14 protein-coding genes and 1 riboswitch are annotated in these 16,685 nt (G+C 56.0%); of the genes, 9 read left to right on the top strand and 5 right to left on the bottom strand.

Going from position 1 to position 16,685, the window contains the following annotated elements; translation table 11 throughout:
• Positions 1-124 precede the first annotated feature (124 nt).
• From ACF8PK_RS04520 to ACF8PK_RS04480, 9 genes are all read left to right on the top strand, one after another.
• On the top strand, positions 125-1,714 hold the full coding sequence (locus ACF8PK_RS04520) for an ABC transporter substrate-binding protein (protein WP_392440268.1): 1,590 nt from the start codon (positions 125-127) through the stop codon (positions 1,712-1,714).
• Positions 1,707-2,660 carry an ABC transporter permease gene (locus ACF8PK_RS04515; RefSeq protein ID WP_004725202.1) on the top strand — a complete coding sequence of 318 codons (954 nt, stop codon included), beginning with the start codon at positions 1,707-1,709 and terminating at the stop codon, positions 2,658-2,660. The genes ACF8PK_RS04520 and ACF8PK_RS04515 overlap by 8 nt, the downstream gene beginning before the upstream one ends.
• Positions 2,657-3,445, top strand: coding sequence for an ABC transporter permease (locus ACF8PK_RS04510; protein WP_158165415.1), 789 nt, complete (start codon positions 2,657-2,659; stop codon positions 3,443-3,445). Before ACF8PK_RS04515 ends, ACF8PK_RS04510 begins: the two co-directional genes overlap by 4 nt.
• Positions 3,442-4,824 carry an ABC transporter ATP-binding protein gene (locus tag ACF8PK_RS04505; RefSeq protein ID WP_392440265.1) on the top strand — a complete coding sequence of 461 codons (1,383 nt, stop codon included), beginning with the start codon at positions 3,442-3,444 and terminating at the stop codon, positions 4,822-4,824. The genes ACF8PK_RS04510 and ACF8PK_RS04505 overlap by 4 nt, the downstream gene beginning before the upstream one ends.
• A gap of 101 nt (positions 4,825-4,925) precedes the next feature.
• Positions 4,926-5,046: riboswitch (TPP riboswitch) on the top strand.
• A 125-nt stretch (positions 5,047-5,171) separates the two neighbouring features.
• Positions 5,172-5,297: a hypothetical protein gene (locus ACF8PK_RS04500; RefSeq protein WP_260677869.1), complete on the top strand. Its 126-nt coding sequence runs from the start codon at positions 5,172-5,174 to the stop codon at positions 5,295-5,297.
• Positions 5,294-5,941, top strand: a complete 648-nt coding sequence (thiE, locus tag ACF8PK_RS04495; protein WP_004725198.1) for a thiamine phosphate synthase — start codon at positions 5,294-5,296, stop codon at positions 5,939-5,941. Before ACF8PK_RS04500 ends, thiE begins: the two co-directional genes overlap by 4 nt.
• Positions 5,942-6,074: 133 nt before the next feature.
• The gene (locus ACF8PK_RS04490; RefSeq protein WP_055466119.1) at positions 6,075-6,770 is read left to right on the top strand and encodes a pirin family protein; all 696 of its coding nucleotides are present in this window, start codon (positions 6,075-6,077) and stop codon (positions 6,768-6,770) included.
• 266 nt (positions 6,771-7,036) lie between these two features.
• Complete coding sequence (locus tag ACF8PK_RS04485; RefSeq protein ID WP_143678821.1) at positions 7,037-8,473, top strand: 6-phospho-beta-glucosidase; 1,437 nt, start codon at positions 7,037-7,039, stop codon at positions 8,471-8,473.
• A 106-nt stretch (positions 8,474-8,579) separates the two neighbouring features.
• On the top strand, positions 8,580-9,584 hold the full coding sequence (locus ACF8PK_RS04480) for a LacI family DNA-binding transcriptional regulator (RefSeq protein WP_238821063.1): 1,005 nt from the start codon (positions 8,580-8,582) through the stop codon (positions 9,582-9,584).
• Positions 9,585-9,643: 59 nt separating this feature from the next.
• Here ACF8PK_RS04480 and ACF8PK_RS04475 read toward each other — a convergent pair whose 3' ends face one another.
• The 5 genes from ACF8PK_RS04475 to ACF8PK_RS04455 form a co-directional block, all read right to left on the bottom strand.
• Positions 9,644-10,369 carry a 4'-phosphopantetheinyl transferase gene (locus ACF8PK_RS04475; RefSeq protein WP_392440262.1) on the bottom strand — a complete coding sequence of 242 codons (726 nt, stop codon included), beginning with the start codon at positions 10,367-10,369 and terminating at the stop codon, positions 9,644-9,646.
• Entirely contained in the window at positions 10,362-11,189 is an 828-nt protein-coding gene (locus tag ACF8PK_RS04470; protein ID WP_392440260.1) for an ABC transporter ATP-binding protein, read from the bottom strand. Before ACF8PK_RS04470 ends, ACF8PK_RS04475 begins: the two co-directional genes overlap by 8 nt.
• Positions 11,190-14,174, bottom strand: coding sequence for a condensation domain-containing protein (locus tag ACF8PK_RS04465; RefSeq protein ID WP_392440258.1), 2,985 nt, complete (start codon positions 14,172-14,174; stop codon positions 11,190-11,192).
• Entirely contained in the window at positions 14,171-14,518 is a 348-nt protein-coding gene (locus ACF8PK_RS04460; protein WP_392440256.1) for a phosphopantetheine-binding protein, read from the bottom strand. The genes ACF8PK_RS04465 and ACF8PK_RS04460 overlap by 4 nt, the downstream gene beginning before the upstream one ends.
• A gap of 86 nt (positions 14,519-14,604) precedes the next feature.
• Positions 14,605-16,677, bottom strand: coding sequence for a TonB-dependent receptor (locus ACF8PK_RS04455; RefSeq protein WP_392440254.1), 2,073 nt, complete (start codon positions 16,675-16,677; stop codon positions 14,605-14,607).
• Positions 16,678-16,685: the final 8 nt, after the last annotated feature.

Here is a 16,685-nt window from a genome sequence, read left to right as displayed (position 1 = left end):
GAAACCGACCTGATGCCACGCTCAGGTCGGACCGTTTTTTTCTCCGATTATTCAATTTACACTAGACATGAGAACCATTCTCATGCTGCAATATTGTTATGTTATAACATTTCAGCATGGAATTATGAAAAAGCTATTGATACTCGCTCTGGTGTTGGGCGTGGGCGCAACTCTATTTTGGAAACCTTCTGCCCCGACGCACGACACGCTCTCTATTTCTGGCCCGTTTGAATTCAACAGTCAGGATCTGTCGAAAGACGGGTTTGTGTTCTCCCGTCTACAAGTGGTGGAATCGTTGGTTGGCATCAACGATGACGCCGAACCTTACCCGCTGTTGGCGCAAAGCTGGCAACAAAGTGATGACGGCCTGAGCTGGACATTCACCCTTCGTCCGAACGTGCAGTTTCACGATGGCACACTGCTGAGCGCGCAAGCGGCAGCGCAGTCGCTCAATCTCGCGCTCGCCAAACCGGGCGTGATTCGCCAAGTGCCGATTCAGTCGATCAGCGCGCTGAACGATCGCGTGGTTATCACGCTGGATCGCCCATACCGCGCGCTACCCTCGGTGCTGGCGCACTACTCCACTGCGATTATCGCGCCAAGCTCCATGGACGCCAGCGGCAAAGTGATTCAATTGCAAGGCACTGGCCCGTATCAGATTGCGAGCTTGCAAGCGCCGCACAAAGCCAAAGTGACACGCTTTGACGCCTATTGGGGCACGCCTGCCCATATCGAGACGGTGGAATACCTAGCCGGCCATCGCTCAGAAAGCCGCGCCTTGTTGGCGCAAAGCGGTCAAGCGGATTTGGTCTACACCCTTGATCCCATCAGCATCAGCACACTGCAAGCGGCAAAAAATATCGACCTGCATGTGGAATCGATGCCGCGCACGGTGTTGGTTAAACTCAACAACGCGCACCCGTTTCTAAACGACAAAACCGTGCGACAAGCACTGAGTTTGGCTCTGGATCGCGAAGGCATCGCGCAATCGGTGCTGCGCCTGCCAGGCTCTGAAGCATACCAACTGTTTTCGCCCGCGCTGGGTGCGTGGCACATCGCGCAGCACGATCATCAACCCGATACCGCTCACGTCAACAATCAGCGCGCGGACGATCAACTCATGGGCAATCAGCATGCAGACAAGCTGCAACAAGCCAAAGCGTTGCTGAGCGCACAAGGGTGGCATGCCAATGCGCAAGGGCTGTTGCAACGCGACGGCCAGGTATTTCGCGTGCAGTTGGTGACTTACGCAGACCGCCCAGAGCTACCGCTCATCGCCACCGCGCTGCAAGCCCAATGGCGCGCACTGGGCATCGATGTGCAGATCTCGATTGATAACTCCAGTGCCATTCCAGCCAAGCACCACGACAACAGCTTGGAGATGGCGCTCATCGCCCGCAACTTCGGCACGTTGGCCGATCCCCTGCCGCTCCTGATGAACGATTTTGCAACCGAGAAAGGCGCCGACTGGGGGCCGATGCACTGGTCATCCAACACCTTTAGCGCGTTGCTCGAACAACTCTCCGGCGAAGCCGACCCGGCGCAGTATCGCCAGTTAGCACAGCAAGCCGCCACGGTACTGGCCGACGAAATGCCGCTGATCCCGGTGACCTATTATCGCCAGATTGTCGCGGTCAATCGCCACCTCGACGGGTTCTCATTCGACCCGTTTGAAATCAATTACCGCGTGTCGGAGATGCGTTTCCATGACTAAAATTTTGCTATCTCGCTTGTACCAAGCGCTGTTTGTGGCGTGGTCGGTCGGCACGTTGACCTTCGTGTTGATGCGACTGATTCCGGGCGACATTGCCTACCGCATCGCCGCCGGGCGTTACGGTTATGACTACGTGAACGCCGAAGCCGCGCAAGCAGTGCAGGCAGAATTGGGACTGGATCGCTCTGGATTTGAGCTTTATTTCAACTGGTTATGGGATCTGCTGCATTTTAATCTCGGGAATTCGTTGGTCAGCGGTGAGCCGGTGATCGCTGCGCTCTCGCACCAGTTGGGGCATTCCTTGCTACTGGCTGCGGCCGCAACAGCGCTGTCGCTGCTGATCGCCATTCCGGTGGGGCTGTATTGCGGTCGCCGCGCCAATCAGTGGAGCGATCACGCGGCGCTGTTTGGGTCTATCATCATCAAGGCGCAGCCAGTGTTTCTGATTGGTTTGTTGTTGGTGTTGGTGTTTGCGCTCCATTTCAACCTGTTCCCCGTTGCTGGGTTTGGCAGCGTCGAATATCTGGTGCTGCCTGCAATGGCGCTGGCGCTGAGCATGGCTGCGATGTCGAGTCGAATGATTCGCAACGCGACGCATCAGGTCCTGAACTCGCCTTATTTTCAATTCGCGCGCTTAAAAGGGCTGAACCATCAGCAAGCGTTTACCCGTCACGCGCAGCTCAATATTGCGCTGCCAGTGATGGCGTTTGTCGGCATTCAGGCCGTCAGTTTAGTCGAAGGCATTGTGATGATTGAATCGCTGTTCTCTTGGCCGGGCATCGGCCACGCGTTGTCACACGCGATTTTTCGTCGTGACATTCCCATGATTCAAGGCGCGGCGCTGTTGATGGGGCTGCTGTTTGTGGCCATCAACACGCTGGTCGATGTCGCGCAGTACTGGCTCGATCCACGTCAGCGTTTGGCGACCAAGGCGGTGATGGCATGAAACAGCTTTCGCGCAGTCAATGGGTCGGCGTGAGCATTCTCGCCGCGTTGGTGGTCTTTGCTCTCTTTGAAGCCCTGATTTACCGCGGCGATCCCGCGCAGCAATCCTTGGCGCAAGCCTTTGCCTCGCCCTCATGGCAAGAGCCGCTGGGGCGCGATCATTATGGCCGCAGCAACTACGCCCGCTTAGCGAGCGCCGTGAGTACCTCCCTGCTGATGGCGGTGGTAAGCGTGGTCACCTCGGCCGCTTTGGGTTTGCTGGCCGGCGTGACCGCCGCGTGGAAAGGCGGCTGGTGGGATAAATCGCTCTCGTGGTTGGTCAATATGTTGCTCGCCATGCCGGGGCTGATTCTGGTGCTGCTGTTTGGCGCCATGGTGCCGGGCTCGTTTTTGATCCTCTATCTCGCCATCTCGTTGATGTTATGGGTGGAATATTTCCGCGTCGTGCGCAGCCGCACCTTGAGCTTGTTGCGTTCGCCTGAAATCGAAGCCTCGCGTTTGTACGGTTTTGGCGTTTGGTATCAGTTTAAACGCCACCTGTGGCCGGAGCTGCGCACCGACCTGTTTACCCTCGGCTGCTTTGGCGCTGGCAACGCGATTCTGGCACTGGCCTCCATTGGCTTTTTGTACGTTGGCCTTAAGCCGCCTGCGGCCGAACTCGGTTTGATGATGGTCGAGCTGTTCCGCTATTACCAACAGGCGCCGTGGGTGCTGGTTCAACCGATTGTGGTGGTGTTTTTGTTAGTGATGAGTTTTCACCTGTTGGCGCGAGGAAAGCAGGCATGAGTGTGTTATTGAACGTCGAACAGTTGTCGATTCAAGCTGGTGAGCAAACCTTGGTTGAACCGCTGTCATTTGAGCTTCGTCGCGGTGAAGCGGTCACGATTTTGGGCGAAACCGGTTCGGGCAAAAGCCTGATGGCCAACGCCATTATCGGCACCTTGCCGGAAACGCTGACCATGCAGGGCGACGTGACGCTATTTGGCGACGCGCAGCGCGATCTTAGCCACGACGCGCGCCAACAGCTGTGGGGGAAAAAGCTAGCCGTTTTGCCACAAGAGCCGTGGTACGCGCTAAGCCCGTTGATGGCGGTGGGCGAACAGGTGCGCGAAGTGCACGAGGTGGTCAATGGCGATCCCGCGCAAGCGCACACCCATACCCAAGCCGCATTTCAGGGCGTTGAACTGGGTGACGACATGGCGAAATTCCCGCATCAATTATCCGGCGGAATGGCGCAGCGCGTGGCCTATTTGTGCGCGACCCAAGCCGGTGGCGAACTGCTGATTGCCGATGAGCCAACCAAAGGCTTAGACGTCAGCCGCCGCGACCAAATCATCGCGCAGTTGCTAAGCCATAAACAGCGCGGCGCGGTGCTGACCATCACGCACGACATTGAAGTCGCGCAGCAATTGGGTGGTGAAATCATCGTGATGAAAAAAGGCGTGGTGCAAGAGCGAGGGCCTGCGCAACAAGTGCTGAGCGCGCCGCAATCGGACTACGCCAAAGCGCTGATCGCCGCCGACCCGCGTTTCTGGCCAAGCGCATCGCTACCGACCGTTGGTCAGCCGGTGCTGCACGTGGAAAACCTGAGTATGCATTACGGCGATCGCACGCTGTTTGAACAGCTTAATTTTTCCATCGCGCAGGGCGAAATTCTGGGCATCAGCGGAGACAGCGGGTGTGGCAAATCCACATTGGCGGACATTCTGGTCGGCCTCAAACGCGCCACTGGCGGCACGTTGCGGCACACCACACCGTTTGCGACAGGCGATGTGCTCAAGCTGTATCAAGATCCGCCAAGTGCGCTGCCGAAAAGTGCAACGCTGCACACACTGCTGAGCGATTTGTGCCAGCGTCACACCATCGACCCAACTCGTATTGAGCCGCTGATGGCCAAGCTCAAGTTGTCGATGCAGCTACTCGGGCGCAAAGTGACTCAAGTGTCTGGGGGCGAGCTGCAACGCTTTGCAATTTTGCGCGCGTTGCTGATGAAACCCAAACTCTTGATTGCCGATGAACCCACTTCGCGCCTCGACCCCGTGACAGCCGCCAGCACGTTGCAGCTCATGACGGCGCTGACGCAGGAAATGGGCTGCGCGCTGGTGTTGATCAGTCACGACAAAGTGGCGCTGAGTAAAAGCTGTCATCAGATCATTCGCCTCTAACCTGCCCGTTGCCGCTGACTCCTGCACGTTCAGCTTCCTGCACGTTCAGCGGTAACGTCACGCGAGCCTAGCTCCGCGCGCCACACATCTGCTATCATCGACGCTGATAGTCGGGGAGCCCACTTGGGCTGAGATTGCCACCCACTGCCCTGCGGCAGCGATGCAAGACCCGTAGAACCTGATTCAGTTCGCACTGACGTAGGGAACTATGTACGCTTTGCGATGTGATGCGCCCCAATGATGTGAGCGCCTCACCCAGCGTATGGCTTTAGCCGCCCAGCACTCGAATCCTTCCCTCGTGTTATGGCGCTAAACCGGTTCCTGATCGCCGAAGACTAGGAGCCCAAATGCCTCATTCAAACCTTCAATGTCACACCTCAACGGTTCTCACGCTGGCCAATTCTGCCAGCGGCAACGATGCGTACAACGATCCGTGTAGCGCCCAACTCAAAACCACGGAGGCGACCGCATGACGCCCTACACCCTTTACTTGGTCACTGATGATCAGCAAGACCTCAACACCCTATGCCGTGTCGTTAAACAAGCCATCGCTGGCGGCGTTTCACTGGTGCAAGTACGCGAAAAACAGGGCGACGTACGGACTTTTATCGAACGTGCGGCGGCAGTGAAAGCGGTGCTAAGTGGCAGCGGTGTGCCCTTGATCATCAATGATCGCGTTGACGTGGCCTTGGCCGTGGATGCCGATGGCGTGCACTTGGGGCAAAGCGACATGCCCGCCACGCTGGCGCGCCAACTGCTTGGCCCGGACAAACTGATTGGGCTGTCGGTTGAGAACGAGCAACAATTTGAACAAGCGCAGTCGCTTCCGGTCGATTATCTCGGCCTCAGTGCGATTTTTGCCACACCGACCAAAACCAATACCGTCAAACATTGGGGGTTGGATGGCCTGAACTGGGCGATGGCGCGCAGCCGTTTACCCATGGTGGCGATTGGTGGCTTAAACACCAGCAATATCGCGGCGGTCGCCCAAACAGGCGTGCACGGTATCGCGCTGGTATCGGCGATTAGCCATGCGCCTGACCCACAACAAGCCGCTCGCGAGCTGCGTTTGCTAATCGAACAAAATCGCCCGGATTCGCTTGTTCGAAATTCTTGAACGACCACAACAAGTTGTACGGCTGTTGACGCCTGCTCGAAAGCACTAGACTGAGTATCAAGCCTGAGGGAGTGAACCATTCCCTCACCCAACACCAAATACGATTTGGTCCGCCAAGTCGAAGGAGCAGAGCATGATCGAAGTAAGAAAAGCAGAACAACGCGGCCGCGCAAACTTTGGCTGGTTGGATAGCAAACACACCTTTTCATTTGGTAGCTACTACGACCCGAAACACATGGGATTTTCGGAACTGCGCGTGATCAACGACGATAAAGTCACCCCCAGCGCCGGTTTTGAAACCCACGGTCACCGCGACATGGAAATCATCAGCTATGTGCTCAGCGGCACCATTGCGCACAAAGACAGCGCGGGCAACATCAAAACCCTGCCTGCAGGTGAGTTCCAGTTGATGTCTGCCGGTCGCGGCATTTACCACAGCGAGTTCAACGCCTCCGATAGCGAGTCACTGAGCTTTCTGCAAATCTGGATTCAGCCAAACAGCTTTGGCGGCGAACCGGGTTACCAGCAAAAAGACTTTGGTCAAGCGCCGGGCCTCACCACCATCGCCACCCCAACGGGTGAAGATGGCACGCTGCACATCAAACAAGATGCGCGCCTATTGCAACTGATTTTGGCGCCTCATAGCGCACTGACTTACGATGTGCCGCAAGGTCGCCGCGTTTACGTGCACCAAATCGACAGCACACTGGCCATCAATGACGTGACACTGAATCCGGGCGATGGCGCGAAAATCGCCAAAGAGAGTCAACTTGAACTGCGCAACGACAGTGACTTGCCAGTGAAAGCCTTGGTGTTCGATTTGCCCTAAGCGCGCACCAGCACGCAACGCGTGAGCAACGTCACCCCATACGCCGCGGACTTTGAGTTCGCGGCGTTTTTTTATGTCTCCATCTAATAATGGAACCGGTTACAGAAACCGGTTCCATTTTCACATTTCCTGATCTAGAATGCGTTTAAATTGATGAGTTTTGAATCAGATTGACGCACCGTGAAGGGTGAACGCATGATGCCAGCGACAGACTTTCATCTGCCGCCCCGCATTGACCTTTCGGCGCAACACAAAGGGGTAACGACATGTCACAACAAGGTTTTCCTAGCGATTTTCTGTGGGGCGGCGCAGTCGCGGCGCATCAGGTCGAAGGCGGCTGGAACAAAGGCGGAAAAGGCGTCAGCATCGTTGACGTGCTGACCAAAGGCGCCCACGAAGTACCACGCGTGATCACCGACACCGTGGAAGCGGACCAATTTTATCCAAACCACGAAGCGGTGGATTTCTACGGTCACTACAAAGGCGATGTGGCGCTGTTTGCCGAGATGGGCTTTAAGTGCTTTCGAACTTCGATTGCTTGGACGCGCATCTTCCCGAACGGCGATGAAGACACGCCGAATGAAGCGGGCCTGCAATTCTACGATGACCTGTTCGATGAACTGCTGAAATACGGCATCGAGCCGGTGATCACCCTGTCGCACTTTGAAATGCCCAACCATTTAGTCAAGCAATACGGCAGTTGGCAAAACCGTCAGGTGATGGATTTCTTCGTCAAGTTCAGCCAAACCGTGATGCAGCGTTACCAGCACAAAGTGAAGTACTGGATCACCTTCAATGAGATCAACAACCAGCGAAACTGGAAACTGCCGATTTGGGGCTACTGCAACTCGGGCATGATCTACGCCGACCACGAACATCCAGAACAAGTGATGTACCAAGTGCTGCATCACCAATTTCTGGCCAGCGCCAAAGTGGTCAAACTGGGCCATGAGATTAACCCGAACTTTAAGATTGGCAGCATGATCCACATGATGCCGCTCTACCCGGCGACCTGTCGTCCGGAAGACCTGTTGCTGGCGCAAGCGTTGATGCGCGAAAAATACCTGTTCAGCGATGTGCAAGTGCGTGGTTACTACCCTAGCTACCTACTGAAAGAATGGCAACGCAAAGGCATTCAGGTAGAGATGCAAGACGGCGATGATCAGATACTGCGGGACGGCTGCGCCGATTATCTGGCCATCAGTTACTACATGACCAACATCGTGTCCGCGCAAAAAGATGAAGACGGTGAAACCACCTCGCTGTTTGAAGGCAGCCGTTTGAACCCGTACCTGCCGGCGTCGGACTGGGGTTGGCAAATTGACCCGGATGGCCTGCGCTTTGCGTTGTCCGAGCTATACGAGCGTTACCAAAAACCGATCTTCATCGTCGAAAATGGCCTTGGCGCGGTCGATCAGGTGGAGTCCGATGGCGCCATCAACGATGACTATCGCATCAACTACTTAGGCGCGCACATTCAAGCGGTGAAGCAAGCGATCTGCGAGGATGGGGTCGAGGTGATGGGCTACACCCCTTGGGGCTGTATCGACTGCGTCTCGTTCACCACCGGTGAATACAAGAAACGTTACGGGTTCATTTATGTGAACCGCCATGATGATGGCAGCGGCGACATGAGCCGTTCGAAGAAGAAAAGTTTCTACTGGTATCAGAACGTCATCGCCACCAATGGTGACAGCCTATAACGAGCCGCCCAGCAGATAACTGTTTCAATCTGCTGACGAAGTTCGCTACACTCGCCATCCGGCCTGAGCACTCGCTCGCGCCGGATGATGGGATGAAGGAGCAACGATGGCCACAATCAACGATGTCTGCAAAGCTGCAGGCGTGTCAAAAGCGACAGTGTCACGTGTGATCAATGGCAGCGGACAGGTCAAAGAGGCCACCCGCCAAGCCGTGATGAACGCGATGGCCGATTTGGGCTATCAACCCAATGCGCTGGCCCAAGCACTGGCCACCAATACCTCCCACGCCCTGGGTCTCATCCTGCCGCAATTCCAAAGCAGCTATTTCGGCAGCGTGCTGCATCACGCTGAACAAGGCGCGCAGCAAGCGGGCAAAAAACTGTTGGTAGTCAACAGCAAAGATACCGCAGACGGCGAGCGCGATGCAGTCATCACGCTGACCAACCAACGCTGCGATGCCATCATGCTCTACAGCCGTCATCTGTCACAAGCGGATCTCGATCAACTACAACGGACGATAGCGGTGCCATTGGTGGTGATTAACCGTGAACTCACCCTCGACGCCGTGCCCAGTTTTGGCTTCGATCAAGGCCAGTTGGCGACCATCGCCATGCAGCATTTAATCGAATTGGGCCACCAGCGCATCGCATGTATCACCTCACCACTGCATAGCGAAACGGGCCGACTGCGTTTTGATGTTTATCAAGCCATGCTCAAGCAACATCACCTTGAATCACGCCCTGAATGGGTGGCCGAAGGCAACAATACACTTGAGCGTGGGTATCAGGCGGCGCAAGAGCTCTTGGCACAGGGCCACACGTTTAGCGCTATTTTTGCCTGTAATGACGACATGGCGATCGGCGCCATTCGCGCATTGCACGATGCGGGCCTGTCGGTGCCACACGATGTGTCCGTGATTGGGATTGATAACGAACCGGCGTCGGCGTACGCCATTCCTAGCTTGTCGACCGTGTCGTTACCCATCACCACCTTAACGCAAGATGCGGTCGCGCTGACGATTGCCCTTGCTAACAAACACAGCAAAGCGCCGCAGCATCAAACCTACTGCGGCGAATTGGTGAGACGCGAATCCACCCGCGCGGTAAAGTGAGTGAGTTAAGAATTTAAGAATGAATCGAAGCGAGCGCCCTGCTCGCTTTTTTGTGTCCGTCAAGCGGACGCGTTGCATTGCGCCAGCGTGATGACGCACTGTTCATCCCAGCGATAATGCACCTCAAACACCCACGCCTTGCCCGCCAGTTCTGCCGCGCGCTGCACCAATTGCAGCATCAATCGTCCATTCGCTTCATCCCATGCCAGCAAGCGCGAATCGTGAAACTCAAGGTATTGCCCCACCCGCGGATACAGCGCTTTGAACAAGCTCTCTTTGGCCGAAAACAGCGTGGTAATACGCTGCGCCGCAGGCAGCGACAGCCCCGCAAGCATGGCTGCTTCCGGCGCCGTCGCAATCGTGGTTTGAATGGCGAGCCGTGAATGCTCGTCAATCCGGCTTTCTACATCCACGCCAAGCAGCAGCGCGTCTGCGTCACGCTCGATCCGCTGTGCCACCGCCAGCGCGAGGTGTTCATTGTGTGAAATTGACCCCACCACGCCTTGCGGCCAACGCGGCGCGCGATGCTCGCCCACCGCCAGCATCTGCGGCGTCACGCCCGCCGCCTGCAGCGCATCACACGCAGCCACCCGGCCTGCGAGAAACTCCGCTTGACGCTTGGCGACCGCGCGCTGTAATTCCGCCGGCAGCGTTAACCCATACGGCATGCGCTCATGCGATGCCGACGGTGGCGCGACATAACGCGCCACCTCAAACTGACGTGCATGGAGGGTGTGTCCGCCCAATGCCAGTTGCATTGGCGCGCTGAGAAAAGACTCAGTCACGACGCGCGCCCCCCCGTGGAATCACCAACGGCGTGTGGCTGACCGGATCTTCAATGATCACGCTTTCCAAACCAAACACCTCACGGACCAAATCCGCGCTGATCAGTTCGCTCGGATTGCCTTCTGCGATGATCTTGCCATGCGCCATCGCAATCATGTGGTCGGCATAACGACACGCCTGATTGAGGTCGTGTAGCACCGCGATCAGCGTGTGACCGCTGGTAAGGTTGAGATCGCGAAACAGCTCCAACAGCTCAATTTGATGGGCGATGTCGAGATAGGTCGTTGGCTCATCGAGCAGCAGCAGCGGTGTTTGCTGCGCGAGCACCATGGCAATCCACACACGCTGACGCTGACCGCCCGAAAGTTCATCCACTTGGCGTTCGGCCAGCGCATCAATGCCCGTCACCTGCATGGCCGCGCGCACCGCGCGTTCATCATCGAGGCTCCATTGGCGAAACAGTTCCTGATGCGGATACCGCCCGCGCGCCACCAAATCAACCACGCGAATACCATCGGGCGCCGTGGCGCTTTGCGGCAACAGCCCTAACTGACGCGCCAGCGCTTTGGTCGGCAGCTCATGAATGTCGTGCCCATCGAGGCAGACCTGCCCGGCTTTGGGTTTGAGCAAGCGGCATAAGGTGCGCAGCAAGGTCGATTTTCCGCAGCCATTGGGGCCGACGATGACGGTAAATTTGCCATCGGGAATGCGCACATCAATGCCATCAAACACAGTGTGCCCTTCATAACCTAAACGCAAGTTGCGGCCCGTCAGGCGCGCTTCAATGTCGCTATTCATGTCGGTTTCTTTGTACTCCATTCAGTTGTGTTCCTTGATGAGTTCGCTCAAAGCGGTGTGTTCGGCATTTGGCTCAGCAAAACGTGCCAACATACGTTGCGTGGCCTCGGTCAGGGTGTTCACCTGCGCGTCGCCATATTGATCGCTGCGATAACTCATCAATACGCGCACTCGGTCTTCACCGCCCACGCGCTCTTCCATCACTTCAAATTGCAGCCCAAGCGCCGACTCACTTTTTTCCGGGTCGACCTGCTCAAAACGCACCGCCTGCTGCGCGCTCACCAACTCACCATGCAGTTTGTTTTTGGCGTGCAGTTGAATCATCACCTCAAACAGATGGTGTTTGTCGGTTCGCTCGCCAAGCAGCGCATCTTCAACCCAATCAATCGGCACATCCGAATAATCCAACGATTCGTTGATGGTGTTTTTCACCTGCGCGATGAGTTCGCCCACCGATTCGGCGCGATCAAAATGCACCACATGCATCGCCAGCGTGGTGAAATAGCCCACGGTGTCGAAAAACGCCGCATCCAATCGCCCGGAGGCCGGCGTGCCGACAATCAGTTTGTTTGGCGCACCCAGTTGTTTCAGCGCCAGCGAAATCGCGGCGTACACCACGTTAAACAGTGACGCGCCCTGCTGACGAGCAAGCTGATTAAGCCCCTGAGCCACACCGGGTTCGAGTTTAAATTCGACCCAGCCACCAGCATCGGACGGTTCAGCATCCGGCTGATTTTGCAATGCGGGCAGCAGCGGCGCATCCAACGGCACGCCCTCAAACTGCTTCAGCCAATAGGCTAAATGCGACGCATCAAAGCCCTGCTCATGCTGGCGAGCGGCGTATTCACTAAACGGCAACGGCTGCGCGCGCCACTGTGGCGAGGTGCCTGATGCGCGAGCTTGATACGCTTCACGCAAATCATCCATCAGCACGTTCACCGACCACTCATCCAGCACCACGTGATGGAACAGGAATGACAGATATTGCTGCCCCGAGCTTACATCGCGCACGAAACGCAGTCTAACGGGCAGCTCACGGCTCAGATCAAAAACATGAGATGCTGCTTGATTCAGCGCGGTTTGCCGCTCCACCTGCCCGGTCTCTTCCGAGCGCCAGAACCAGCGATACTGGCTGAGTTCCGCTTCCGGCACCACGTGTTGCTCAACGATGTCGCCCTCGGTGACAAAGCGTGTTCGCAGCACTGAATGGCGGCGCATCACATCTTCAAACGCCAAACCAAACAGCGTTTCATCCACCGGATCTAAAAAGCGCAGCGCAAACGGAATGTTAAACAGTTCGTTGTAACCAAAGGCCGCGTAAGCCTTCCACAACGAGGCCTGCGCAAACGAGAGCGGCGCGCGATGGCGCATCGGTTGCGTTTCCTGTTTCACCGTAACCGGATGCTCGTTGCTGTGCGAAATCGCATGTTCGGCCAAGCCCCACGCCGTCGGTTGACTGAACAGATCGTTGATGTGCACTTCAACCTGATGTTCAGTTTTGAGTTGACCAATCACACGCGTGGCGATCAGCGAGTGGCCGCCAAAATCAAAGAAATCATCATGGATCGAAAAATCAGCGTGGTTGAGTGCGGCGCCAAATGCGTCGGCGATCAACGTCGCTATGCGTTCACGTTCGCCGCGCGGTGGATGGGCGTCATCCGCCACGGATATCACGGGCGCTTCAATGGACGGCGCCCCAGAGAACGTCATCATCCGCTCATCGCCGAGCGAGGCGGTGAATTGTTCCAACAACCAACCGGCGATGTATGGCGACACGCGCTCGCCGGTGGTCAATTCCAGTAGCAACTTGTTGTCGCAGCTAATCCCTAGCGCCAGTATCAGGTCAAAATCGCTGTGCAGCGGCGCAAAACGGACAGTCTCCGCCTGCACCTGATGCAAGCGCAGATGCACCGCTGGGTCGACGCTCCAGGTCACTAAAATCGCCAAATCATCGGGTTTGGTGAGGCTGCTCGCGTGCGAATCTGCGCGTCGCCATTGCTGGGTTACCTCATCCAACAAGGCCGCCTGATGCGGATGATCCGCATTGATGGCCAAGCGCAATAAACCGCTTTGCACTGCGCTACCGTTGAGTTCGTGATGACGCTGAACCACCTGCTGGGGCGCAAACACCGTTTGCTGAGCTTGCCCACTCAGGCGCGCGATAAAACGGGCAAACTCGGTGACAGCGGCGCACAGCATCACGCCGTGATCCAAGCTTGCCTGCGCGCCCTGATGCGCCGTCAGTTGCGCCAACGCCTGCACCGGCAGCGACACGCGGACTTTCTCAGCGCGGCGCTCGATGGTATTGACGCGCTCGCTTCCCAACCACTCGATGCGGCTGCGGGCCGAACACGCGCCCACGGCCAGCCAGTGATAGGCGGCGTTCAACGGCTGTTCGCGTGAATAGAGCGGATGCGCCAACGGCAACTCAGCTTGAAGAGACGCCGCCCATTCGTCGATGTTAAGCTCGCCCTGATGACGTTCACCCTGATAAAAACGGCTCAGCGCGCTCAATAGCGTTTGCCAATTGATGCTGCGCGCCAAAATGCGATGGTGACGCACGGCTAAAATCAGTTCATCGCCCAGCAATAGACGACATTGCATCGGCGGCTCGGATGCCAGATCCATGCGTTCATTTTGCCAATGGAGTAGCATTTGTTGAGCTTCAGCTCGTGAGGCCACTTGCACCAGCTTTACCCGCTGACGCAGCGAGGCATGCTGTGACTTGACCAGTTCAAACTCATCATTGAGCTGATAGCGTGCATCGAGGTTCGGCATAGATTGCAACAGCGCATGCAGCGCGTCCAAGAGCGCGGCGAGATTCACATCGCCATCATGGCCATCACCGTGATTGGCATTCAGTCGGAGCCGAAATGCGCTCAGTTCTTGATGTGTGCTGTCGCCGCACTGTTCGTGATGCAGCCAAACTTGCTGTTCAAATTCGCTGACAGGATGAGACGTGCCAGCCTCTGCTGGCGGCGTGGCAAAAGCGTTGTGTTCATTCATGAACGAATTCCTTGTGGCGAGATGCGCGTGGGTTGAGCGGGCGCATGCGGATCAGATGAGATGTTCTGCGCGTATTGAACCAATGAAATCCACTCGTTCAAGGTCGGCTGTGATGCCAGTGGCAAGTAGCCAATGTAATGGCCACATGCCGCGCTGAAGCGCTCGCTCAAGCGCAGAATCAACAGCGAATGCAGACCGATTTCGTACAGATTGGTGTCAAAATTGAAGTCGTGAGAAGGCAGTGCGAGCGCGTTAGTCACTTCGTTGATCACCAGTTGTTTGGCATCGACCATTGGGTACTCCATGGGGGTTAGCAAAAAGCCTCGAATCAGCCATGAACCCATTCGTTGTAAACCCATTCTTTGTGAACTAAGGCATCGAGGATTATTCAAGGGAAAATAGCGGTGCCCGTTACCGGGCACCGGGGACATCAGAAGTCCAGTTGCAGAGACACACCCACCAAACGTGGCTGTTGCGTCACCGCTGTGTAGACGTCGTTGTCGGTGATCATGGTCGGTTGCGTAGAATCAAACAGGTTGGTCGCAAACAATGTTGCGCGGCCCATGCTGAAGTTGTACGCCAACTGAACATTGGTGATCCAATCTGCATCAATCTTACCCATCTCATCATTGTCGTAGTATGAGTAGTAATTGTCGGTGTAATTGACCGTGGTGCTGAACACGAAGTCGTTGAAGAAGGTGTAGTCCGCACCAAAGTTCATGCTGTAAGACGGCGCACGAGGCAGTTCATTGCCTTCGTATTCGCTGCCGCTGAACTTGTTGATCTTGGTTTTCAACAAGCCCACCGCTGCCGACAGTTCTAGATCTGAGATAGGCAACCAACGTGTGCTGAATTCCGCACCATATGTTTGCGCTTTCTCAGCATTGATGATTTTGGTGGTACGCGCACTGATGTAGAACGGCAATTGCAGATCATCGTAATCGTTGTAGAAGAAGTTGGATGTCAGCTCGACTTTGCCATCCGCCAAACGGTGGCGCGTGTACATCTCATAACTCCAGACATACTCTTCGTCATAAGTGTACGCCGTGTAAGGGGTATCAAAAGTCATCCCCGCACCGCCTGCGTTGTAACCTTTGGCAACCATCACACCAACCGTATGGTCGCGATTCAGTTTCCACGCCACATCCGCTTTTGGCAGGAACACGTTGTAGGTTTCATCAAAGTCGACTTCCACCGTTGAACTGCCGCCCTTACGGGTGCGATGTTCGCTTTCCAAACGACCCGCCAGCGTTAAATCAACCGCAGGCAAAACTGCGTAAGTGACTTCAGCAAACGCAGAACCGGTTTCGGTTTTGTCATCAAACGTGCTGCCGCCAAACAGGTAAACATACTCGTCTTGCGAGGAGTGGTAGTAACGCAAGCCCGCTAAACCGCGCCACTGTTCATCGTTGGTGGCAAAGTGCAGCACGGGTTCAACATGGAATTCCGCACCGTCAATATTGGCGTAAGGCAACGTGGTGGCTGTGCGGCGATTGATGGTGAAATCGGTGTAGGCAATTTGGTTGTCAAAGCGCAGATTGCCTGCCGTTTGATACTCCAAATCCCAAATACCGCTGGTATTTTTAGTTTCAAACACCGGGCGACGTTCATCGTAACGCGCACTTTGATGTTCAGCCGACGGGATCAACGCTTCGTTTTGCGGCGCTTTGCTGTCGAAGTGGTTAATCGTCAGCTTGGTGGAGAGACCGGGCAGCGCAGAAGGCTCGTACAGCAACTTACCGCGTGCAGTGATGGTTTCGACGTCACGCGGGTCGCCAATCGGATCGTACGATGGCATGTCCACGAAGCTTTCACGAGTTTGGCGGTCAATCGACAAACGGAACGCGAGTTCATTGTCAATGATCGGGCCAGACACGACAGCCGCCGTTTGTGAATAGCCCTGCTCGCCATACGAACCGCGAATGGAGCTTTCCCATTGGTAGGTTGGATCTTTCGATTGCAGCACCACAGCGCCCGCCATGGCGTTTCGGCCCTGAATATAACTTTGCGGGCCGCGATACACTTCAACCTGTTGCAAGTCCCACAGCGATTGCGGGCCAAACGCCAGTTCGTTGTAAGTCAGTGAGCGGCCATCAAGAGACACGTTCAAACGTGGACGCGTGCCGTTGAGGAAGGCGTTTGCGCCGCGCGCCGCACCTGACCCGTCAATACCCCGAATCGCCGGCACATCGTTGCCGACACCGACATCGACAATGTTTGGCGTGTTTTGCAGCAAGTCGGTCACGTCGGTCGCGTTCGGCATCGAGTCGATTTTACTGTCATCATACACTTCGACACTGGCGCTGGTTTCCTGCATCGAACGGGCCACTTTTTCGCCGTAAACGGTGATGGTCGATACCGCAGAAGTTTGAGTCGATTCGGTGTTGTCAGCCAACGCCAAAGGGGCGTGGCAAAGGCTCATGATCATGCCCGACAAAATACAAACCTTTGTATTGAGAATTGTGGTCGGTTTGTTTTGTTGGACAAGGTGTGATGCTGTCATTTCTTTCT

The organism is Vibrio sp. CJQ_6 (assembly GCF_043106745.1).
Lineage (GTDB): Bacteria > Pseudomonadota > Gammaproteobacteria > Enterobacterales > Vibrionaceae > Vibrio > Vibrio furnissii.
The sequence above is the reverse complement of the archived record's forward strand: the minus strand, read 5'-3'. Positions and strand labels throughout refer to the sequence as shown.

Bases quoted from the DNA above. Each gene is read 5' to 3' on its own strand.
- ACF8PK_RS04520 (WP_392440268.1), top strand. From the start codon at position 125: ATGAAAAAGCTATTGATACTCGCTCTGGTGTTGGGCGTGGGCGCAACT.
- ACF8PK_RS04515 (WP_004725202.1), top strand. From the start codon at position 1,707: ATGACTAAAATTTTGCTATCTCGCTTGTACCAAGCGCTGTTTGTGGCG.
- ACF8PK_RS04510 (WP_158165415.1), top strand. From the start codon at position 2,657: ATGAAACAGCTTTCGCGCAGTCAATGGGTCGGCGTGAGCATTCTCGCC.
- ACF8PK_RS04505 (WP_392440265.1), top strand. From the start codon at position 3,442: ATGAGTGTGTTATTGAACGTCGAACAGTTGTCGATTCAAGCTGGTGAG.
- ACF8PK_RS04500 (WP_260677869.1), top strand. From the start codon at position 5,172: ATGCCTCATTCAAACCTTCAATGTCACACCTCAACGGTTCTCACGCTG.
- thiE (WP_004725198.1), top strand. From the start codon at position 5,294: ATGACGCCCTACACCCTTTACTTGGTCACTGATGATCAGCAAGACCTC.
- ACF8PK_RS04490 (WP_055466119.1), top strand. From the start codon at position 6,075: ATGATCGAAGTAAGAAAAGCAGAACAACGCGGCCGCGCAAACTTTGGC.
- ACF8PK_RS04485 (WP_143678821.1), top strand. From the start codon at position 7,037: ATGTCACAACAAGGTTTTCCTAGCGATTTTCTGTGGGGCGGCGCAGTC.
- ACF8PK_RS04480 (WP_238821063.1), top strand. From the start codon at position 8,580: ATGGCCACAATCAACGATGTCTGCAAAGCTGCAGGCGTGTCAAAAGCG.
- ACF8PK_RS04470 (WP_392440260.1), bottom strand. From the start codon at position 11,189: ATGGAGTACAAAGAAACCGACATGAATAGCGACATTGAAGCGCGCCTG.
- ACF8PK_RS04465 (WP_392440258.1), bottom strand. From the start codon at position 14,174: ATGAATGAACACAACGCTTTTGCCACGCCGCCAGCAGAGGCTGGCACG.
- ACF8PK_RS04460 (WP_392440256.1), bottom strand. From the start codon at position 14,518: ATGGGTTCATGGCTGATTCGAGGCTTTTTGCTAACCCCCATGGAGTAC.
- ACF8PK_RS04455 (WP_392440254.1), bottom strand. From the start codon at position 16,677: ATGACAGCATCACACCTTGTCCAACAAAACAAACCGACCACAATTCTC.